Raw genomic sequence first — 15,145 nt, forward strand, 5'->3', positions numbered from 1 at the left:
CACACCCCCTTACGCGGGGGGGGCGCCCGGGGTTTCTTTCCCGGCCCCCCCCCCGCTTGGGGGCCTATGCCTCTGGGCCCGCTGGGGCTTTTTCTGTTTTGGGGTTTTTTGGGGGGGGCCCCCCCCCCCACACCCCCACCCGGCGGGGCTGCGCCCCCCGGACCCCCCTTGGGGCTCCGCCCCTTTCCCCCTGATCCTTGTGGTTGCGAGGTGTTGGGGGGTTTCGTTTTTTTGATGGTGGGACGGGGTTGTTGCGTTTCTCTGGGTTGTCTTGTGGGGTTGTGGGACTTTGTGGTTGGTCCAGTGTTGAGTTGTTCCAAGTGAGTTGGCGGCTGTTGGCTGCTGATTCGGGTGATGTGGTGTGGGACAGGGGGTTTGAGGTTGGTGGGGGACAGGGTGGTCAGTTGGCGGGTCGGGTGTTGTTCTTCAGCGGGAGGGCGGTTTCCTTCGACGACGTGCCTGTGGGGCGGGGCGGTTTGGGGTGATCTTTTGGTGTTGACACCGGGTTTGGTGTCGGTAGTGACGGTCAACTGGTTGGGGATTGTTGACGTCGGTCTCTGAGGTGAGAAGGCGAGCGCTTGGTGGGCGCTCGCCTTTTTTGTTGGTGGGGTTGGGTTTTCGGGGTCGGTGCTTAGGGGCGTTGGTTGGGTTCCACTGCGAGCAGTGAGATCAGCAGGGCTGCTGTCCATAGGAGGGCGGCGCAGATGGCCAGGGGAGGTAGTGCGTTTGTGAAGTGGGGGGTGTGTGGGGTGCCGGCTATTGCGCCGAAGATGGCTACACCGGTTGCGGTGCCGATTTGGCGGGAGGTGTTGGAGACGCCGGTGGCCAGACCGGATCGGTCCTGTGGGGTGGCGCGTACTACGGCGGCTACGGCGGCGGTGGTGGTGAAGCCGGCGCCGCAGCCTAGTAGTGTCAAACCGGCTAGTAGCCAAGCGATTCCGCTGTTGGTGTGCAGCTGGGTCAGCAGGGTGGAGCCGGTTATGGCCAGTAGGCAGCCGAGGACGAGGGCTGGGCGTGGGCCGCGCTGGGCGGTGAGGCGGCCGGAGACCGGCGCGAGAATTACTAGCGGGACGGCCATCGGCAGTACCGATGCGCCTGCGGCGAGCGGCGAGTAGTGCAGCGTTTCCTGTAGGTAGCGGGTTATTACGAAGAGCAGGCCGTTGAAGACCAGGTTCATGATCAGTGCGACCTCGTTGGGGGCGCGAAAGGCACGGCGGCGCAACAAATCCAGCGGCAGCACCGGATGTGGGGCGTGTCGTGCGGAGAACAACGCGACTGTCAGTGCGGCACAGGTCAGGGCCGCGGATATGGCGACGACCGCGATATTCGCGCGGTGACCGACCGAGATGACGGTGAAGACCAGCCCGCCGAGCCCGACGACGAACCCGGCCAGCCCGGCGATATCGAGCCGGTCGCCGTGCCTGCGGCCCGGCCGGTCCGGCACCACCAGCAGTGCGGCGGTGATCGCCAGCGCGGTCAGCGGCACATTGAGCCAGAAGACCGGGCGCCAGCCCAGCCAGCCGACCAGCAGGCCGCCGAGCAGGGGTCCGGCGGGCAACGCCAGGGAGGAGATGGCCGCCCAGGTGCCGATCGCCTTGGCCTGTGCGTTCCGGTCCGGGTAGACGTCGACGATCACCGCCATGGTGCTCGGCAGCAGCAGTGCACCGCCGACGCCCTGCACGATGCGACCTGCGATCAGCACGCCGATGGCCGGGGCGAGTGCGCAGATCAGCGATGCCGCGCCGAATATCGCGAAACCGGTCAGCAGCACCCGGCGATGCCCGATCCGGTCGCCGATCGTGCCGCCCGCCAGCAGTAGGCCCGCGATGGCGACGACGTAGCCGTCCACTACCCACTGCAGCAGCGGGGTGCTGGCATCGAAACCGTTGCGGATGCTGGGCAGGGCGACGTTGACGATCGTGACATCGAGCAGCACCAGGAACATGCCCGCACACATCACGGCCAGCACCCGGCTCGGTCGCGCGACGGCGGTCGGTGATGGATGGGTGGTCGTAGCAGTCATGACCGCAGTCTGGCGCGCGAATCGTTCGGTCCCCGCCGAACCAAATCCTCGGGCGAGGTGTAAGCGGGTGGAAATCAGGTGGCCGATGACCGGACCGATAGGCGGAAAACAGCGGTTGACGAGCGGCGCGGGTCGGCTATCGTGACGGCGTGATCCACTGCCGGGTGCTCGGCCCGATCCAGGTCGAGATCGGCGGTAGCCCGATCGAACTCGGCGGCCCGGTGCCGCGCAGGCTGCTGGCCTCGCTATCGCTCGGCGGCGGGCTGCCGGTATCGAATTCGGTACTGGCCGAGACCGTTTGGGATGCGGAACCCACCGCGGAGGTGGTCAACGCCATCCGGGTGGTTGTGCACCGATTGCGGGCCGCGCTCGGCCCGGAGGGACGTGCTTGCGTCGAATCGGCGAGCTCCGGTTACCGTCTGGCGCTGACGCCGGAACAGACCGACAACGGTCGGTTCACGCGTTTGGTCGGACAGGGCATCGAGCAGCTGACGGCGGATCCGGCGACCGCCGCGGCCACCTTCGAATCGGCGCTGGCGCTGTGGCGCGGCCAGCCGTGGGCGGAACTCGGTGATTCGCTGCATGTTTCGGGTCCGCGGGCGCGTTTGGTGGAATTGCGCGGCGTCGCCGTCGAGGAATTGCAGGCGGCGCGGCTGGCCTGCGGCGACACCGCCCGTGCGATCGCGGAGCTGAGCGAGGCGGTGATCGAGACGCCCTACCGCGAAAGGCGTTGGGAACTGCTGGCGTTGGGGCTGTACCGGAGCGGTCGCCAGGGTCAGGCGCTGGCGGAGCTGCGGCGGGTGCGCGATCTGCTCGTCGACGAACTGGGTGTCGAACCTGGTCCCGCACTGCGCGAGCTGGCGCGCCGGATGCGCGAACACGACCCGGATCTGCTGCTCATCGCGGCGCCCGGCCGCACCGACCGACAGGTGAGCGCGCCGCCGCCACCACCGCGGCGGATCACGCGGCCACTGTCCAGGTTCATCGGCCGTCAGGTGGAATCGGCTCTGCTCGCCGAATTGCTCGCCGATTCGCGCATGGTGACGGTGGTCGGCCCGGCCGGGGTCGGAAAGACCCGTCTCGCCATCGAATTCGCCGCCGACCGGTCCGATGCCTGGCTGGTGCGGCTGGCCGACGTGCACGATCCACAGGTCATCGCGGCGACGGCCGCCGCGGCGATCGGTGCGATCGGTGCCGATCCGGTGGCGGCGATCCGCCGCACCCTCACCGAGCGGCCCGGTCTGCTGGTGCTGGACAACTGCGAACATCTGGTCGACGATCTGGCCGGATTCGTGCTATCGCTGCTGACGGAATGTCCGGGGCTGCGGGTGCTCGCGACGAGCAGACGTCCGACCGGTATCGAGGGTGAGCAGGTGCTGCCGCTGGCGCCGCTGCCGATCGACGGGGACGGTGCGCTGGAGCTGTTCTTCGACCGGGTGCGGGCCAGCCGCGCCGACTGGCGGCCCACCGCGGCGGACAGAGTATCGGCGCAGGAGATCTGTGTCGCCGTCGACGGGCTGCCGCTGGCGCTCGAGCTGGCCGCCGCACGGGCGCGCTCCTTCGGTCTGGCCGATATCGCCGCGCGGCTGCGCGAGCGCCTGGACGTGTTGGGCGCCACCCCGCGCGGTTCGGTCTCGCCGCACGCCTCGCTGGACGCCGCGATCGGCTGGAGCATCGACCAGCTGGCCGATCCGGAACGCGCACTGCTGCTGCGGCTTTGGCCGTTCGAGGGCGGATTCACCTGGCAGGCAGCCGAATTCGTGCGCGGCCCGGATGCCGGTGTCGCCATCTTCGCCGGACTGGCCGCGCTGGTCGACCGTTCGGTGCTGACCGCGGATGTGACCACCGGGCATGCCCGCTACCGAATGCTGGAGACGATCCGCCGCTACTGTGCCGCAATTGATCCGGATCCGGCGGCCACCCGCGCGACGCATGCCGCCTGGGTGCGGAGTTTCGTTCGCGAGCAGGTGGCGCTGTTCACTGGGCCCGGCCTGGCGGGCGCCCTCGTCGCGCTCGCGGCCGAGCTGGCGAATATTCGCGCGGGCTTCGCCGAAGATCTGGACCATGCGCCGCTGCACGCGCTGCGCACCGCGGGCGGGGTCGCCTACATGTGGGTCACCGCGGGCGCGGTGCGAGAGGGTGAGCGGGTGTTGCGCCAGGCCCTATCCGGTTGTCCCGATGCGGATCCCATCGACACGGCCCGGGCGCATATCGGATTGTCGCTGGCCGCGGCGCACACCGGTGCGCCGGAGCGGGCGTTGCACCACGCCGACTCGGCGCTGCGGTTGCTGGACGAATCCGATCCCGCCCACGATGTCTCGCTGCTGGAGGCGCATCTGCGCCGCTGCAACGCGTTGGCGGATCTGCACGATGTGGCCGGTCTGCGCGTCGCGGCGGCCGACTTCGTGACGGCCTGCGAGCGCCGCGACGCACCGGAGTACCTGTACGCCACCGCGTTGTGGGGGATCGGCGTCGTTCGATTCCAGGATGGCGATCTGGCCGCGGCCGTCGAAAACCTCACTCGGGCACGCGAACTCAGCGTGCAATGCGGATTCAATTCGGGCGCGGGCATTTCCGATGTGCTGCTGGCCTGGTGCCTGCTCGCCGACGCCCTCGCCGACCGGTCGGAAGTCGTTCGGGCACTGGAGTTGTCGCGCCGCGCGCTGGCCGTCTTCCACGCGGAATCCAATGTCTCTGAGGCCCTCTCGGCGGTGTATACCGTCGCGTACGCCCTGGCCCGGCTCGACGCGAAAGATACCGCGGCCCGCCTGCACGCCGCCGTCACCGACCACGCCGAGCGGCTCGGCACCGATCCGCGCCGCTACCTCGGATTCGCCGGGACGGATTTGGCCGAACGGGTGGACGGGGAATTCGCGAAGACGACCGATTCCGTTGCGCCACAACAGCTGTCGTGGTCCGCGTTGATCGAGCTCGCCGCCGCCGAGCGGCCGGATCTGTAAGCCGATTGAAACCGGCGGCGGTCAGGCTTTGCGGGTGCAGCCGATCCGACCGCCCCGGTCCACCGACGATCTGCGCGTCGTCGCGGACTGGTACGACGCATTGGCCCGCGGCGATCTCGATCGGGTGCGGGCCAAGCTCACCGCCGATTTCACCATGCGGCAGTCCTCGCGTTTGCCTTGGGGTGGAAGCTATTTCGGCCCGGATGGCTTCTTCGAGTGTTACGGCCGCCGGATCAGCCACCTGGATACCACCCTGTGTATCGATCACCTCTTCGACGCGGGTGACCGGATCGTGCAGTTGGGGCGGCTAGAGGGCACGGTGCGCGGCACCGGCGTCCCGGTGTCCGTCCGGGAAATCGACACGGTGGAACTGCGCGACGGCGCGGTGGTCCGCTACACCGCGCTGGTCGATGTGCCCGCGCTGCTCACCGCGCTGGAGATTCCGGTGTAATTCCGGTGAAATGTCGGCCGCCTAGCGTCTGACCTCGGCAGATATCCGACGAACTGGGGTCACGACGATGACGTACACCGCACAGGACCTGCGCAGCACCGCGACCAGGGCGATCCAGCTGATGGCTTCGGGCGGCGAGGACGAGTTCGCGGCCGTCATCCACCCGGACGCGATCAATCGGGAGAGCAAGGCCGAACCCGCGGCCTGCCGCGGCCGCGGGCCGTCGGCCTGCTACGCCAGCGCGCTGTGGTTGCGCTCGGCGTTCTCCGATATGCGCTGGGATATCCACGAGGTGGTCGTGGAACGCGACCTGGTGGTACTGCATACAACGGCATACGGCACCCATACCGGAACATTCGTCGTCTACGACGCGGATGCCCGTCCCGCACAAGCCTTTCCGGCCACCGGACGATCCTTCGCGGCTACCCAGACGCACTGGTGCCGGATGGCCGACGGGCTGCTGATCGAACACTGGGCCAATCGCGACGATATCGGCCAGTCCACCCAACTCGGCTGGGTGCCACCGACACCCGTGTACATCGCGCGGATGTGGATGGCGCTGCGGCGCGCCCGGCGCAACGAAAAATGAGGGAGCGGAATATGGTTCGGACAATCCTGCTGGTCGCCTGCGTGGTCTCGCTCAGTGCCTGCGGCAGTTCGGATGGCGGATCGAAACCGTCGAGCGCCGCCGCGCCGTCGGTTCCCGGTGCGCCGGCGCAGGACAGCGGCGTCAAGCCGAGCGGCGATCCGTGCTCGGAGGTCGCATTCGAGGTGGCGACGGTGCGCGCCATCCAACAGGGGACCAGCCCGGGCGAGGTGCACGCGGTGGCCCAGCGCCTGTACAACTTTTCACAGGCGGCGCCGCCGGAGATCAAGCGCGCCGCGCAGGGCGCGACGGGTCCGGCGATCATCGCCATGCAGCATCCCGACCGGCGCGGCGAGGTCAGCACCGACGCCGTGCAGGCCGATGTGCAGGTGCTGGAGACCTGGCACAAGGGCCATTGCTGACGGGTCAGGGCGCGGGCGGCCCGTGCCGGTCCAGGTGCAGGTAGGTGTAGTAGGTGACGATCAGGCAGACGACGGTGGCGGTGATCAGCATCGCCCATCCGGCGACCACCAGGCTCAGCAGACCACCGAGCAGCGCGCCCGCCGCGAAGCTCAGGTACAGCAGGAAATAGCCGAGCCAGTCGGCGTAATCGCCGCCGCCGATATGCCTTTCGATGCCCTGGCCGAGTTTCACCAGGGTGCCGGTGACATAGCTGAGCGGCACCGAAACCTCGCCGTTCTTGACGAATGAGGTGTTGAGCGCGCCGACCCCGAAGGCGACGAACAGGATTGGGACGAAGCTTATGTCCGCCTGGTTCGCCTTGTGGATGATCGCATCGGTCAGCGAAGCCATCGCCAGACATACGGTGGTGAGCAGGACCGGGCCGTGCGGATGCCCGGACCAATAGTGTCGGCGGCACCAGGATGCGACGATCACGCCGGCCAGGAAGGAGATCAGCAGCAGCGTCGCGGGTATCGCGACATCCGTTTGACCGTGGAAATGCCCGAGGACAGCCCGTTCGGTATTGCCGGTCATGAAGGTGACGAAATAGCCAGCGGTGTGCGTGAATGCGGCCGCTCCGATGAGCCCGGCCAGTGCCGCGAGCACCCAGGACAGGCGGGCCTCGCTGTCGAATAGTGCCTTTCTACGGTCTTCGTCCGGTTGCTGCACAGGTAAGGCTCCTTTGCGACAGGGGCTACCCCATCAAGTGATACCTGCTTCGCCGAATGTGTGAAGTGTGCATCGCCGCACATCCGATACGTTTGCTGAATAATTACCATTCTCCGTGCCGTCCGGTAGATCGGGATTCGGGGTTACCGTGACGCGTGGACTCCGTATTCGATCACCTGATCACCGCCGTACCGCCGGACCCGATCGCCGATATCGGCGCGGTGTGGGCGCGGCATCAAGAGGCGGGCCGGCTCTTCGACCGGACGCTCGACGTGGCCCTGGTCGGCGGATTCGGCGCCGACCGACTGGGATTCGCGTTCCTGTCCGGTTACCAGGAGGCGCTGCGGTCCCTACTTCCCGGCCTGCCCGCGGAATTGGCGGCGCTGTGCGCGACGGAGCCGGGCGGCGCGCATCCGGCGCAGATCCGGACGACGCTCACCGAGTCCGCGGCGGGCTGGGTGCTCAACGGTACGAAATCCTTTGCGACCCTTGGTGCTTACGCCCGCCGCCTGATCGTTGTCGCCAGCGTGGGCGTCGCGGACGGGCGCAATCGCCTGCGGGTCGCGGTGGTTGACGCCTCGGCGCCCGGTATCGCGGTGACGCAGCTGCCGCCGACCCCGTTCGCTCCCGAAATTCCGCACGCCACAATGACTTTCACCGACGCACCGGCGCAGCCGCTGCCGGGCGACGGCTATGCCGACTACCTGAAGCCGTTTCGCACCATCGAGGATGCGCACGTGTTGGCGGCGACCATCGGCTGGCTGGTCCGGGTGGCCAGGGAATCCGACTGGCCGGACGCGGTGACGCAGCGGTTGCTGGCCGGTGCGGCGCTGGTGCGTGGGCTCGATGTGGACGGCTTCGGCCGGGTTCCGGGCGTCGGCGGTTCGACACCCGGCACACATATCGCCTTGGGCGGCGCCTTCGAATTCGTCGAGCGTGTGCTGACGGAGCTGGATCCGCTATGGGCGCAGGTGAATCCGGATATCCGGACGCGGTGGGAGCGCGATCGTCCACTGCTGGCGACGGCGGGCCGGGTGCGGGAGCAGCGGCTGGCCGCGGCCTGGCGGGCGGTGCGGGGCGAGTGATTCGGTCCAGAAATGGGGAGCGGGCCTCGGCGAAGGGGGGGAGTTAGCCGAGGCCCGCGTAAGGTCGGCCCGGGGGGGAGGGGCCGACGTGAACGATCCTACGCGATGATTCGAGATTCCGTGCGCGTGGGGAGCGGCACTTTTGAAGTTTTTTGGGGTCGGCTTACCTTCCGCGGAGCGGACCTCCGCTGGCACGGTGCACAACTCGGCGGCCGGATTGTGGTCGAGTAACCAATCGCGATGTCAAAGTTGTTGATACACAACGTATTACAACGCCTTTGGGAAAAACTGTCGGTCTATCGGTATGGCGTCGAGGAAAAATGCCGACCGGTCTGCGTGTGGCATGAATCGCGTCCGGTGGTTCCAGATGGACCCGGAATCGGTCGGATTTGTCGCGTGTCGTAGGCGGTCCGGGCATGTCGCGCTCGGTTCGCGGGGTTGCCGAATCGACAGAAACTATGTACTTTGTATAGAGAAAACATGGGGAGAGGAGTCGAGTACCGAGATCGGGGGATTCGGGTAGTCCGATACGCGCGATCGGTCCAACGGATGGGCGGACGATCGAAGCGGTCGCATCCCGATCCGGTTCCCCCGAGCACCGCCTGGATCTGGATGCGACCGCTTTCATATCCCCGATCCGGGGTTCTACCAGGTGAAATCCAAACATTGTCGGTGGCGGCGGCAATACTGACTCCCAGCACCGGCCGCCTGGATCCGGTCGGCGGAACACCGTCGGCGTCGCATACCCAGTCATCGAGAATCATTCGTATCTCAGGAGAGCTATGCCCGATGCAATAGTCGCCGAAGGGCTGGTCAAACGCTATGGCCAACTGATCGCCCTGGATGGCCTGGATCTGACGGTGCCCGAGGGCACGGTCACCGCACTGCTCGGGCCGAACGGCGCGGGCAAGACCACCACCGTCCGGGTGCTCACCACGCTGCTGATACCGGATGCCGGGCGGGCGACCGTCGCGGGCATCGATGTGCTGCGCGATCCGCAGCTGCTGCGCTCCCGGATCGGCGCGTCCGGCCAGTACGCCGCGGTCGACGAATATCTCACCGGCTTCGAGAATTTGGAGATGGTCGGGCGGCTGTACCACATGGGGGTGCGGCGCAGTAAGGAGCGGGCCAGGGAACTGCTGGAGCGTTTCCGCCTGTCCGACGCCGCCGACCGTCCGGTCAAGGGCTACTCCGGCGGTATGCGCCGCCGCCTGGATCTGGCGGGTGCGCTGGTCGCCAATCCGCCGGTGCTGTTCCTGGACGAGCCGACCACCGGGCTGGATCCGCGGGCGCGCCTCGACCTCTGGGATGTCATCGAGGAGCTGGTGGCAGGCGGCACCACTCTGCTGCTCACCACGCAGTACATGGAGGAGGCCGACCGGCTCGCCGACGCCATCGCGGTGATCGACCACGGCAGGGTTATCGCCCGCGGCACCGCGGACGAGTTGAAGACCGCGGTCGGCGGCGACCGAATCGAGCTCACCGTCGATCACCCGGACAATCTCGCGACGGCGCTGCAGGCGCTGAAACCGTTGGCGGACGGGGAGATTCACCTCGAGCCCGGTCTGCGCCGGATCACCGTCCCGGTGGCCGACGGATCGCAGGCGCTGGTCGCGGCGGTCGGGCGGCTCACCGAGCTGAACGTGCGGATCCACGACGTCGGACTGCGCAGACCCTCGCTCGACGATGTCTTCCTGACGCTGACCGGCCACGAGGCCGATGCGCTCACCACCCGCGAATTCGATACGACGGAAGGAAACCGATGACCGCCGTTCCGGCCGTCGCCACACCGCCCGCCATCATCGACCGTCTGCTGATCCTGGCGGGCGACAGCCTGACCATCGCGAAACGCAATGTCATCAAGATCAAGCGAGTGCCCGATGTGCTGATCTTCTCGACGCTGTCGCCGATCATGTTCGTGCTGCTGTTCGCCTATATCTTCGGCGCGGCCATCGATGTGCCCGGACTGTCGGGCGGGTACCGGGAATTCCTGATCGCGGGCATCTTCGCGCAGACCGTCGTATTCGGTGCGTCGTTCACCGGCGCCGGCCTGGCCGAGGATATGCAGAAGGGCATCATCGACCGGTTCCGCTCGCTGCCGATGGCGCCGTCGGCGGTGCTGTTCGGGCGGACGGTCAGCGATGTGGTGATCAATGTCGTGAGCCTGACGGTCATGTCGCTCACCGGTCTGCTCGTCGGCTGGCGGATCCGCGGATCGTTCGTCGACGTGGTCCTCGGCTATGTGCTGCTACTGCTGTTCGCCTACGCGATCTCCTGGATCATGGCGGTGGTCGGACTGCTGGTGCGGGCGCCGGAGGTGTTCAACAACGCCAGCTTCATGGTGATCTTCCCGCTGACGTTCCTGGCCAACACCTTCGTGCCGATCGACAAACTGCCGACCGTGCTGCGAATCTTCGCCGAATGGAATCCGGTATCGGCGGTGACCCAGGCGACCCGCGACCTGTTCGGCAATACCAGTCCGCTTGCGCCGAAACCGGATACCTGGCCGATGCAGCATCCGGTGGCGACGACGCTGATCTGGGTGGTGATCATCCTCGCGGTCTTCGTGCCGCTGGCGCAGCGGCAGTACAAGCGGACCGTCAGCCGCTGACGGGTCAGGCCCCCGCGCCGGCGCCCGCCGGTGTCGGCGCGGAACCGTTGCGCGAGTAGCCGATTCGCGGCGGGGCGGGTGCGGGCTCCGGCGGCTGCGGTCGTTTGCTGCGCACCAACCACGCCACGCCACCGGCGAGCGCGGCGAAGGTCGCGATCAACAATCGGTTCCGGATTCGTGCGGAGAGGTGGAAGCGCCCCAAGGTCATTCGACCACTTTGGCACAGCCGGGCGCATCGCGCAGTAGGCACTGGTCACACCCAATCCCCGGAATGTGCGGCGGGTCATGGCACGATGTCCCGCGTGACCTCACCGAATCAGACTGCTGTTGCGACGCTGCACACCAATCACGGCGATATCAAGATCTCGCTCTTCGGTAACCACGCCCCCAAGACGGTGCGCAATTTCATCGGCCTCGCCGACGGTTCCGCGCCGTACACCACCGCGAATGCGAGCGGCGGCAGCTCCGGTCCGTTCTACGACGGCGCGATCTTCCATCGCGTAATCCCCGGATTCATGATTCAGGGCGGCGACCCGACCGGCACCGGCCGCGGCGGGCCCGGCTACGAATTCGGCGACGAATTCCACCCAGAGCTGCGCTTCGACCGCGGCTACCTGCTCGCGATGGCCAATGCGGGCCCGGGCACCAACGGCTCCCAATTCTTCATCACCGTCGGCCAGCAGCCGCACCTCAACCGCAGGCACACCATCTTCGGCGAGGTGATCGACCCGGATTCGCGCAAAGTCGTCGACGCCATCGCCACCACTCGCACCGATCGCAACGATCGTCCGGTCGAACCCGTGACGATCGCCAAGATCACGCTGGAATGAGCCACGCTGGGCTCGCCGCTATTTGGCGAGCCCAGTCGTGATGAGGGATTCGAAGACGTCGTTCGGATTCGCGCCGAGATCCCAGCGGCCGAAGATCAGCAGCCGCTCGGCGCCATCGTGCTCCACATCGATCTCCAACATCGGCATCTTGCGGCCGAGGCGGCGGTAGCCGACCACCCGGGCCCGGGTGATCTGGTCGCGGGTGTATTCGGTGGGGCCGGACAGGCCGCGCACCACCAACTTCGGCTCCGCGCCCGGCACGATGGTGAATCGTGGCCGCTGCCGGAGGCCGAGCCCGGCCAGGCCGAGCAGCCCGGCGGCGGCCAGGCCGATCAGCAGGCGGCTCGGTCCGTCGTCGGCCAGGATCGCGGCCACCACCAGACAGACCCCGCCGACCGCGACCGCGGTCAGCGCGGGGGCCGGGGTGGTCCAGGTGAGCCGGGGCTCGGAAGATTCGATCCCCAAGTTTTTCCTCGAGTTGTCCACAGGCTCATCCACAGGTGTGAATGAATGACATGTCTGTAATCAGCGCCAGCGCATGGTCATGATCAGGCCGATCACCATCAGACCGAAGCCGATCAGGAAGTTCCAGGCGTTGAGGTCGTTCATCCACGTGAGCTGATCGCCTGCCAGGTAGTAGACGAGCAGCCAGATCAGCCCGGCGAGCATGAAGCCGAGCATGATCGCGACGTACCAGACCGGTGACGGACCACCCTTCACCTTCACCGGGATCCGGCTGGCGGGGTTGATCGTGTAGTCGGTCTTCTTACGGACCTTGGACTTGGGCATGACGTCCTCGTGTTCGGCGTGCGGTCGGTACCGGCGGGGCGGATTCGGTTGTATGTGAGCCGAGCCGGACTCGCCACCTGCCGCGACTGTCCGATTCGGACTCCCCGGTCGCGGTGGGTTGCGGCTCGCTATGGCGTTGTTGTGGGTCGCACGCAGCGAGAGCTCCGGCGCCCGCCGGTGTGTCTCTAGGCTATCCCAACTGGTATTCCGCGCGACGCTCTGGCGGGTGTGCACGTAATCTCGAACCATGCGTGTTCTGGTCGTCGACAATTACGACAGCTTCGTCTTCAACCTGGTGCAGTACCTCGGCCAGTTGGGTGTCGAGGCCACTGTCTGGCGCAACGACGACCAGCGGCTTGCCGATGTCGACGCGGTGGTCGCCGACTTCGACGGGATCCTGATCAGCCCGGGCCCGGGCACGCCGGACCGGGCCGGCCGCAGCATCGACCTGGTGCACGCCTGCGCGCGGCACCGCACGCCGCTGCTCGGGGTGTGCCTCGGGCATCAGGCCATCGGTGAGGCCTTCGGCGCCACGGTCACCCGCGCGCCCGAACTGTTGCACGGCAAGACGAGTTCGGTATTCCACGTCGGCGCGGGTGTGCTCGCCGGGCTGCCGGATCCGTTCACCGCGACCCGCTACCACTCGCTCACCGTGCTGGAGGAGACGCTGCCCGCCGAGATCGAGGTGCTCGGCCGCACCGAGAGCGGCATCGTGATGGCGATGCGGCACCGGACCCTGCCGATTCACGGCGTGCAGTTCCACCCCGAATCCGTACTCACCCAGGGCGGGCACCGGATGCTGGCCAATTGGCTCGAGGTGTGCGGTGAGCGGCCCGCCGAGGGGCTGGTCCAGACGCTGGAGGCGGAGGTCGCGGCACTGGTGGTGCAGTGACCGCGTGGTCGCGCCCCTATGTGCTGCTCTCCGCGGCCGCGAGCCTCGACGGATATATCGATGACGCGAGCGCGGACAGGCTGATTCTGTCCGACGCGGCGGATCTGGACCGGGTCGATCAGCTGCGCGCCGAATCCGACGCGATCCTGATCGGCGCGCAGACCATGCGGCGGGACAATCCACGGCTGCTGGTCAATAGCGCGCAACGGCGAGCGGCGCGGGTGGCCGCGGGCAAGCCGGAGTATCCGCTCAAGGTCACGGTGACCGCGAGCGGCGCGCTGGGAGCCGACCTGAATTTCTGGCGGCACGGTGGGGAAAAGCTGGTCTGCACAACCGATTCCGGGCTATCGGCGCTCGGTGACCGGCTGGCCGGACTCGCCGAGATCGTCTCGCTCGGCCCCGAACTCGATTTCGCCACGCTGCTCGATGAGCTGGGTCGCCGCGGTATCCGGCGGCTGATGGTGGAGGGCGGAACCCGCGTTCTCACCCAATTCCTCGCCGCCGATCTGGTCGACGAGTTGCGGTTGGCGATCGCACCCATTCTGGTCGGCGATCCGGCGGCGCCGCGTTTCGTCGATCCGGCGAAATTTCCCGGCGGGCCGGGGCGTCGGTTGCGGCTCGTCGACGTATCGCGGGTCGGTGACGTCGCGGTGCTGTGTTATCTCGCGAAGCCGGAGGCGAAACCGAGAGGTTGGGCGGGTATCGAATAGGCTGTGCCGCGGGCCGTATCGCCGCGGTAGCTCGGCAACCACTGTGCACCAGCGGAATTCAGAGAGGTAGCGCATGCCCACCCAGGATGCCGACCACCGATTCATGCTCCGGGCAATCGAACTCGCGCGTCGCTGCCCACCGAGCACGACCGCCTATTCGGTCGGCGCGGTGATCGTCGTCGACGGTGTGGAGATATCCACCGGTTTCTCCCGCGAGACCGATGAGAAGGTGCACGCCGAAGAATCCGCGCTGAACAAACTGCCCGCGGACGATCGGCGGCTGGCCGCGGCGACGATCTACAGCACCCTGGAGCCGTGCACGAAGCGCGCGACGGCGACCCGGGCGCCCTGTACGGAACGCATCCTGCGGGCCGGGATCCGCCGGGTGGTGATCGCCTGGCGCGAGCCCGCGCTGTTCGTGACCAACTGCGTCGGCGTCGAGCGACTGCGCGAGCACGGTGTCGAGGTGGTGGAACTGCCCGAACTCGCCGCGGCGGCCATGGCGCTGAACCGGCATCTCGACCTGTCGTAATATCCTGCGGCTCAAGGCCTTCCGTAGAGTGCGGTGACGAACTCGCTGAGCTGGTTGTCATCGAGGTGCCGGGCCAGATCGGCCTCGCTGATCATGCCGATCATCCGCTTGTTGTCATCGATCACGGGGATCCGCTTGATCCGGTGCTGCTCCATCTCGGTGAGCACGGTGTCGACATCGGCGTCCGCGGGCACCCAGCGCGGGGTGGCCTCGCAGAGTTCGCCCGCCCTGGTCGTCGCCGGAGACCGGCCCTGCGCAATGCATTTCACCACGATGTCGCGGTCGGTGATGATACCGCACATCCGCTGGTTGTCATCGGCGACGACAACCGATCCGACGCCGAGTTCGGCCATCACCCTGGCGGCCTTTCCGACGGTTTCGTTCCGCGATATCCACTGCGCGCCGGGTTTCATGAGGTCCCTGGCGGTCGGCCCACTGTGCGATGTGCCCATTTTCGGCTACCTCCTCGTACTCAGCACTGCTGGTCAGGGATGGAGCAGCCTCATTCTGCCGCCGAACACACCGATCGGTTTGGACTTTTACGA

At 67.3% G+C, this 15,145-nt stretch carries 17 protein-coding genes; 11 read left to right on the forward strand and 6 right to left on the reverse strand.

From position 1 onward, the window contains the following. Positions 1-631: 631 nt before the first annotated feature. A complete protein-coding gene (locus tag LGY53_RS42930) occupies positions 632-2,023 on the reverse strand; it encodes an MFS transporter (protein WP_255663600.1) in 1,392 nt (463 codons plus the stop codon). A gap of 149 nt (positions 2,024-2,172) precedes the next feature. Between LGY53_RS42930 and LGY53_RS42935 the strand changes: the two genes are divergently transcribed. The 4 genes from LGY53_RS42935 (at position 2,173) to LGY53_RS42950 (ending at position 6,442) form a co-directional block, all read left to right on the forward strand. Continuing rightward, positions 2,173-4,983, forward strand: a complete 2,811-nt coding sequence (locus LGY53_RS42935) for a BTAD domain-containing putative transcriptional regulator (protein WP_225732426.1) — start codon at positions 2,173-2,175, stop codon at positions 4,981-4,983. Positions 4,984-5,017: 34 nt separating this feature from the next. Continuing rightward, a complete protein-coding gene (locus tag LGY53_RS42940) occupies positions 5,018-5,434 on the forward strand; it encodes a nuclear transport factor 2 family protein (RefSeq protein WP_167471269.1) in 417 nt (138 codons plus the stop codon). Between the two features lie 67 nt (positions 5,435-5,501). Then, positions 5,502-6,023 (forward strand): ester cyclase, encoded by a 522-nt coding sequence (locus tag LGY53_RS42945; protein WP_225732427.1) that lies wholly within the window; start codon positions 5,502-5,504, stop codon positions 6,021-6,023. Positions 6,024-6,034: 11 nt separating this feature from the next. Then, positions 6,035-6,442, forward strand: coding sequence for a hypothetical protein (locus LGY53_RS42950; protein WP_225732428.1), 408 nt, complete (start codon positions 6,035-6,037; stop codon positions 6,440-6,442). A gap of 4 nt (positions 6,443-6,446) precedes the next feature. On the opposite strand, the gene LGY53_RS42955 is transcribed toward LGY53_RS42950, so the two are convergent. Beyond that, positions 6,447-7,151, reverse strand: a complete 705-nt coding sequence (locus LGY53_RS42955; protein WP_225732429.1) for a YoaK family protein — start codon at positions 7,149-7,151, stop codon at positions 6,447-6,449. A 155-nt stretch (positions 7,152-7,306) separates the two neighbouring features. Here LGY53_RS42955 and LGY53_RS42960 point away from each other — a divergent pair, with 155 nt between their 5' ends. From LGY53_RS42960 to LGY53_RS42970, 3 genes are all read left to right on the forward strand, one after another. Next, positions 7,307-8,236, forward strand: coding sequence for an acyl-CoA dehydrogenase family protein (locus tag LGY53_RS42960; protein ID WP_225732430.1), 930 nt, complete (start codon positions 7,307-7,309; stop codon positions 8,234-8,236). Between the two features lie 782 nt (positions 8,237-9,018). Then, a complete protein-coding gene (locus LGY53_RS42965) occupies positions 9,019-10,002 on the forward strand; it encodes an ATP-binding cassette domain-containing protein (RefSeq protein ID WP_225732431.1) in 984 nt (327 codons plus the stop codon). Next, entirely contained in the window at positions 9,999-10,847 is an 849-nt protein-coding gene (locus LGY53_RS42970; protein WP_225732432.1) for an ABC transporter permease, read from the forward strand. The genes LGY53_RS42965 and LGY53_RS42970 overlap by 4 nt, the downstream gene beginning before the upstream one ends. A gap of 4 nt (positions 10,848-10,851) precedes the next feature. On the opposite strand, the gene LGY53_RS42975 is transcribed toward LGY53_RS42970, so the two are convergent. Continuing rightward, positions 10,852-11,055 carry a hypothetical protein gene (locus LGY53_RS42975; RefSeq protein WP_225732433.1) on the reverse strand — a complete coding sequence of 68 codons (204 nt, stop codon included), beginning with the start codon at positions 11,053-11,055 and terminating at the stop codon, positions 10,852-10,854. A gap of 94 nt (positions 11,056-11,149) precedes the next feature. Here LGY53_RS42975 and LGY53_RS42980 point away from each other — a divergent pair, with 94 nt between their 5' ends. Next, on the forward strand, positions 11,150-11,677 hold the full coding sequence (locus tag LGY53_RS42980; RefSeq protein ID WP_308103114.1) for a peptidylprolyl isomerase: 528 nt from the start codon (positions 11,150-11,152) through the stop codon (positions 11,675-11,677). Between the two features lie 18 nt (positions 11,678-11,695). On the opposite strand, the gene LGY53_RS42985 is transcribed toward LGY53_RS42980, so the two are convergent. Both LGY53_RS42985 and crgA read right to left on the reverse strand, forming a co-directional pair. Then, positions 11,696-12,142 carry a PH domain-containing protein gene (locus LGY53_RS42985; protein ID WP_225732435.1) on the reverse strand — a complete coding sequence of 149 codons (447 nt, stop codon included), beginning with the start codon at positions 12,140-12,142 and terminating at the stop codon, positions 11,696-11,698. Positions 12,143-12,202: 60 nt separating this feature from the next. After that, entirely contained in the window at positions 12,203-12,466 is a 264-nt protein-coding gene (gene crgA / locus LGY53_RS42990) for a cell division protein CrgA (RefSeq protein WP_167471279.1), read from the reverse strand. A 247-nt stretch (positions 12,467-12,713) separates the two neighbouring features. On the opposite strand from crgA, the gene LGY53_RS42995 reads away from it, so the two are divergent. The 3 genes from LGY53_RS42995 to LGY53_RS43005 all read left to right on the forward strand — a co-directional run bounded on the left by LGY53_RS42995 (position 12,714) and on the right by LGY53_RS43005 (position 14,600). After that, entirely contained in the window at positions 12,714-13,358 is a 645-nt protein-coding gene (locus LGY53_RS42995; protein WP_225732436.1) for an aminodeoxychorismate/anthranilate synthase component II, read from the forward strand. Then, positions 13,355-14,068 carry a dihydrofolate reductase family protein gene (locus LGY53_RS43000; RefSeq protein WP_225732437.1) on the forward strand — a complete coding sequence of 238 codons (714 nt, stop codon included), beginning with the start codon at positions 13,355-13,357 and terminating at the stop codon, positions 14,066-14,068. The genes LGY53_RS42995 and LGY53_RS43000 overlap by 4 nt, the downstream gene beginning before the upstream one ends. A gap of 73 nt (positions 14,069-14,141) precedes the next feature. After that, on the forward strand, positions 14,142-14,600 hold the full coding sequence (locus tag LGY53_RS43005) for a deaminase (protein WP_225732438.1): 459 nt from the start codon (positions 14,142-14,144) through the stop codon (positions 14,598-14,600). Between the two features lie 11 nt (positions 14,601-14,611). Here the strand turns inward: LGY53_RS43005 and LGY53_RS43010 are convergent, their stop codons facing one another. Then, positions 14,612-15,052: a CBS domain-containing protein gene (locus LGY53_RS43010; protein WP_225732439.1), complete on the reverse strand. Its 441-nt coding sequence runs from the start codon at positions 15,050-15,052 to the stop codon at positions 14,612-14,614. Positions 15,053-15,145: the final 93 nt, after the last annotated feature.

The organism is Nocardia sp. JCM 34519.1 (assembly GCF_020361265.1).
Classification (GTDB): domain Bacteria; phylum Actinomycetota; class Actinomycetes; order Mycobacteriales; family Mycobacteriaceae; genus Nocardia; species Nocardia arthritidis_A.

Bases quoted from the DNA above. Each gene is read 5' to 3' on its own strand.
- LGY53_RS42930 (WP_255663600.1), bottom strand. From the start codon at position 2,023: ATGACTGCTACGACCACCCATCCATCACCGACCGCCGTCGCGCGACCG.
- LGY53_RS42945 (WP_225732427.1), top strand. From the start codon at position 5,502: ATGACGTACACCGCACAGGACCTGCGCAGCACCGCGACCAGGGCGATC.
- LGY53_RS42950 (WP_225732428.1), top strand. From the start codon at position 6,035: ATGGTTCGGACAATCCTGCTGGTCGCCTGCGTGGTCTCGCTCAGTGCC.
- LGY53_RS42965 (WP_225732431.1), top strand. From the start codon at position 9,019: ATGCCCGATGCAATAGTCGCCGAAGGGCTGGTCAAACGCTATGGCCAA.
- LGY53_RS42970 (WP_225732432.1), top strand. From the start codon at position 9,999: ATGACCGCCGTTCCGGCCGTCGCCACACCGCCCGCCATCATCGACCGT.
- LGY53_RS42975 (WP_225732433.1), bottom strand. From the start codon at position 11,055: ATGACCTTGGGGCGCTTCCACCTCTCCGCACGAATCCGGAACCGATTG.
- crgA (WP_167471279.1), bottom strand. From the start codon at position 12,466: ATGCCCAAGTCCAAGGTCCGTAAGAAGACCGACTACACGATCAACCCC.
- LGY53_RS42995 (WP_225732436.1), top strand. From the start codon at position 12,714: ATGCGTGTTCTGGTCGTCGACAATTACGACAGCTTCGTCTTCAACCTG.
- LGY53_RS43005 (WP_225732438.1), top strand. From the start codon at position 14,142: ATGCCCACCCAGGATGCCGACCACCGATTCATGCTCCGGGCAATCGAA.
- LGY53_RS43010 (WP_225732439.1), bottom strand. From the start codon at position 15,052: ATGGGCACATCGCACAGTGGGCCGACCGCCAGGGACCTCATGAAACCC.